Below are 4,018 nucleotides of genomic sequence, written 5' to 3' on the forward strand. Positions count from 1 at the left end.
GGCGAAGGCGCGCTTGCTGGTGGTGTCCCAGTAGGTCCAGTCCGGCGAGGGATTGAACGACGTCGGGTAGTTGGTTGCAGTACCGTCCGCGTACCACATCGGGAAGCCGCCCCAGGTCGCGCCGCTGGCCTTCTTGTGCTGGTAGTCGTAGCCCACGCTGAGCTGGGTATCGGGGGTCAGGTCGGCATCGATCACCGCATAGCCGAGCGTCTTGCGCTGGTTGTAGCGGTCCATCTGCGCGTCGGTGTCCAGGTAGCTGCCGATCACCCGGCCACGCACCGTACCGCTGGCATTGAGCGCGCTGCCCACGTCCACGGTGGTGCGGGTGCGGCCCCAGCTGCCGACGTTCACCGACACGCTGCCGGTCAGCTCGGCGCTGTCGGCGTGCTTGCGGATCAGGTTCACCGATGCCGACGGGTTGCCGGCGCCACTGAGCAGGCCGGTGGCGCCGCGCACCACTTCCACGCGGTCGTACAGGGCCAGGTCCAGGCCGGAATCGCCGTAGCTCCAGTTCTGCACCATCTGCGTGGGCAGGCCATCGAACTGGTAGCTGTCGATGTAGAAGCCGCGCGCGTAGAACTCGGTGCGCTCGCTGTCCGACTGCGTGCTGGTCACGCCGGTGGTGTTGCCCAGCACGTCGATGATGTCGTCCAGCTTCTGATCTTCAATGCGCTGATGGCTGATGATGCTGACCGACTGCGGGATTTCGCGCGGCGCCAGGTCGAAGCGGGTACCGGCCGAGGTGCGACGCACCGAATAGCCTTCGGCACGCTCGCCCTTCACCACGACCTTGTCGAGCGTGGTCGGGTCGGCGACGGTTTCGGCGAAGGCAGCGGGCGCGGCGGCCACGCAGAGTGCGGCGAACACGGCGGCGGACAGCCGCTGCGGCTGCAGGGGACGGAAGGCGGGACGGATCATCGGGGGATTCCTGGACGGGCACGCGCGTTCGGCCGGCATCCAGGAGGCGAGGCGCTACGGGTAGGGGAAGGGCGGGCAGGCCGTCCTGGCGCCACCGGAAACGAAAGAAATGGTAATACGAACTATTCCTATTTACAAATAATGAACGGTGACATCCAAGGCCAGGCCCGCGCCGCGGTCAGCGGCTGTCTCGCCCCTGCAGCAGCGGCAGCGGATCGCGAGCGCCGTCTTTCCCGTAGATGCCCCAATGCAGATGAGGCGGAGTGCCCTTGGCGTTGCCGCTGTCGCCGACATGGCCGAGTAGGTCGCCGGGTTGCACTACCTGTCCGCGCGCCAGGCCATCGGCCCAGTCTTCCAGGTGTGCGTAGTAATAGCGCTCGCGTCCCGGGCCGATGACCCAGACCTGGCGGCCACCGAGGCCGCTGTCGCGGATGTCGGCGATGACGCCGAGGGTGGCACTGCGCACCGGCGTACCGCGCTTGCCGAAGATGTCGATGCCGGCATGGCTGCGGTCGCGACCGCGCGGCGCACCGAAGGTATCGGCGATCTGGCGCGGGCGAACGCCTTCTACCGGCACCGGCAGCTGCGTGGCCGGCGGCATGCGCGAGAGCGTCCACAGCATCTTCGGTGCGGCGGCCCACGGGCTGTTCCAGAAGGCCATCGCCGCGATGACCAGGATCAGCAGGATGGCGCCACGCAGGAGCCAGCGGCGCAGGCGATGGGCGGGCGAGTGCGATGTATTCATGGTCTCCGAACGTAGAGTCGAGCCATGCTCGACTGCTTCGGTTCTTGGGGATACGCGAGGGAAAATCAGTCGAGCATGGCTCGACTCTACAGAAGCGCCACCAGCGGCACGTCGAAGCCGCGTTTCAACGTGCCCAGCGCCACCGACGTTCGGAAGCGCTCGATGTTGTCATCCGCACCGAACAAGCGCTCGGTGATCGCCTCGTACTCTTCCATCGATGCCGCCGAAAGCAGCAGCAGGAAATCACCATCACCGGTGATCGAGTAACACTGCTGCACGGCAGGATCGTCCTGCACGCGGCGGCGGAACGGGGCGACCTTCTCGCGCTGTTCGCTGACCACGCGCACCTCGACGATGATGGTCAGCGGCCGGCCGATCTTCGCGGCATCGATCACCGCCACATTGGCGGCGATCACGCCGCTGTCCTGCAGGCGCTTGATCCGCCGCTGCACGGCCGGGGTCGACAGGTGCACGGCTTCGGCGATGTGCCGCTGCGGCAGGGTGTTGTCCTGCTGCAGCAGGGCGAGGATGGCGCGGTCGAAGCTGTCCAGCACAGGGGCGGTGGCCATGGTGAGCAGAAGTTGCACGGACGGGCCGTCAATTGAGCCAAGTGCTCGCCGCCGGCGCAATAGACTGGCGGCATGCAGACTTCTCGAATCGCGCCGATGTTGCCGGCGCTGGCGGTGCTCGGCTCGGTCACCGCACTGGCCATCGGTACCTCCTACGCCAAGCAGCTGTTCCCGTTGATCGGTGCACAGGGCACCAGCGCGCTGCGCGTGGGCTTTTCGGCGCTGTTGCTGCTGCTGTTCTGGCGGCCATGGCGCTGGAAGACCAGCCGCGTGGATGCGATCACCATCCTGCGCTACGGCCTCACCCTGGGCCTGATGAACCTGTTGTTCTACATGGCACTGCGGACGATCCCGTTCGGCATCGCGGTGGCCATCGAATTCACCGGCCCGTTGACGGTGGCGATGCTGTCGTCGCGGCGGCCGATCGATTTCCTCTGGGTGGGCTGTGCGGCCGTGGGGCTGCTGTTGTTGCTGCCGATCGGCGGCGGCCCGGCACTGGATCCGGCGGGCGTGCTGTACGCCATGGGCGCGGCTGCCTGCTGGGGCCTGTACATCGTGTTCGGCAAGCGCGCGGGCCACCTGCACGCTGGGCATTCGGTGTCGCTGGGGCTGCTGGCTGCGTCGCTGGTGGTGGTGCCGGTAGGCGTGGTGCATGCCGGTGCGGCGTTGCTGGAGCCGAGGATCCTGCTGGCCGGGCTGGTGGTGGCGCTGGTGTCCAGCGCGATCCCGATGTCACTGGAAATGATGGCGCTCAAGCGCCTGCCGAAGGAGACCTTCGGGATCCTGATCAGCATGGAACCGGCGGTGGCCGCGCTGTGGGCGATGCTGCTGCTGCACGAGCACCTGCATGGACTGCAGTGGCTGGCGATCGGCTGCACGGTGCTGGCCTCGGTGGGCAGCACGATGACGGCAAGGCGATTGAAGGTGCCGGTGGCGCAGGCGGGGTAGCGCCGGGCCATGCCCGGCGGAGAGCGTGCGGACCAACGGTCCGCACCCACAAGAGCAGCTGTCCGCACCCACACGAGCAACGGTTCGCACCCACCAGATCAGCGTGCCAACCGAGGTTGGCACCTACCAGAAGCGTCAGCGCAGGGCGTCGGCGGGGACGTCGATCGCCATTGCCAGGGCGAGATGGTCGGAGAACGCGGCCGGTACCGCTTCCACGTTGCGGGTCTGCAGACCGCTGCTGACCAGGATATGGTCGATGGCGCGGTCGGGGCGCCAGCTGGGGAAGGTCGGCACGATGCAGCCGGGCGGCTGCAGGCGGGTCTTCTGGTACAGCACCTGCATTTCCGGCCGTTCGGCCAAGCAGTTGAAATCGCCCATCAGCACCGCATTGGGATGGTCCGACAACAGCTCGGCGATGAAACCGAGCTGGGCCATCCGCGAGCCTGCGCCCAGCGACAGATGGGCTACCGCAACGGCCAGGCCATCACGACCATCGCCGAACTTGGCCAGCAGCACGCCGCGCCCGCCGATGCGGCCGGGCAGGGCATGGTCCTGCACTTCCACCGGTTCCAGTTTGCTCAGCAGGCCGTTGGCACTTGAGGCGACACCACCCATGCGCCGGTTCGGCTGGTGGCTCCAGTAATTGAAGCCGGCGCGCTGGGCCAGGTAATGGGTCTGGTTGGTGAAGCCCGAGCGCAGGCTGCCCGGGTCGGCCTCCTGCAGGCCGACGATGTCATGACCGCGCGCCAAAGTGGCAATCGCGTCAAGGCTGCTGCGCTTGCGACCCGCCGGCAGCGCATGTGACCAGCTGCGGGTCACATAGTCGCTGTAGCGGCGG

The 4,018-nt window shown here is 67.3% G+C and carries 5 protein-coding genes; 1 reads left to right on the top strand and 4 read right to left on the bottom strand.

Going from position 1 to position 4,018, the window contains the following annotated elements; translation table 11 throughout:
- The 3 genes from DBR20_RS03910 to DBR20_RS03920 all read right to left on the bottom strand — a co-directional run.
- On the bottom strand, positions 1 to 918 hold a 918-nt coding region (locus DBR20_RS03910), incomplete at its 3' end, for a TonB-dependent receptor plug domain-containing protein (protein ID WP_181393012.1).
- Between the two features lie 178 nt (positions 919 to 1,096).
- On the bottom strand, positions 1,097 to 1,663 hold the full coding sequence (locus DBR20_RS03915; RefSeq protein ID WP_108265258.1) for a M23 family metallopeptidase: 567 nt from the start codon (positions 1,661 to 1,663) through the stop codon (positions 1,097 to 1,099).
- A gap of 86 nt (positions 1,664 to 1,749) precedes the next feature.
- Positions 1,750 to 2,232, bottom strand: a complete 483-nt coding sequence (locus tag DBR20_RS03920) for an Lrp/AsnC family transcriptional regulator (protein ID WP_108265259.1) — start codon at positions 2,230 to 2,232, stop codon at positions 1,750 to 1,752.
- A gap of 72 nt (positions 2,233 to 2,304) precedes the next feature.
- On the opposite strand from DBR20_RS03920, the gene DBR20_RS03925 reads away from it, so the two are divergent.
- A complete protein-coding gene (locus DBR20_RS03925; protein WP_108265260.1) occupies positions 2,305 to 3,180 on the top strand; it encodes an EamA family transporter in 876 nt (291 codons plus the stop codon).
- A 135-nt stretch (positions 3,181 to 3,315) separates the two neighbouring features.
- Here the strand turns inward: DBR20_RS03925 and DBR20_RS03930 are convergent.
- Positions 3,316 to 4,018: endonuclease/exonuclease/phosphatase family protein (locus DBR20_RS03930; RefSeq protein ID WP_258223205.1), on the bottom strand; the 703-nt coding region annotated here is incomplete at its 5' end.

The organism is Stenotrophomonas sp. HMWF023 (assembly GCF_003060985.1).
GTDB lineage: Bacteria > Pseudomonadota > Gammaproteobacteria > Xanthomonadales > Xanthomonadaceae > Stenotrophomonas > Stenotrophomonas lactitubi.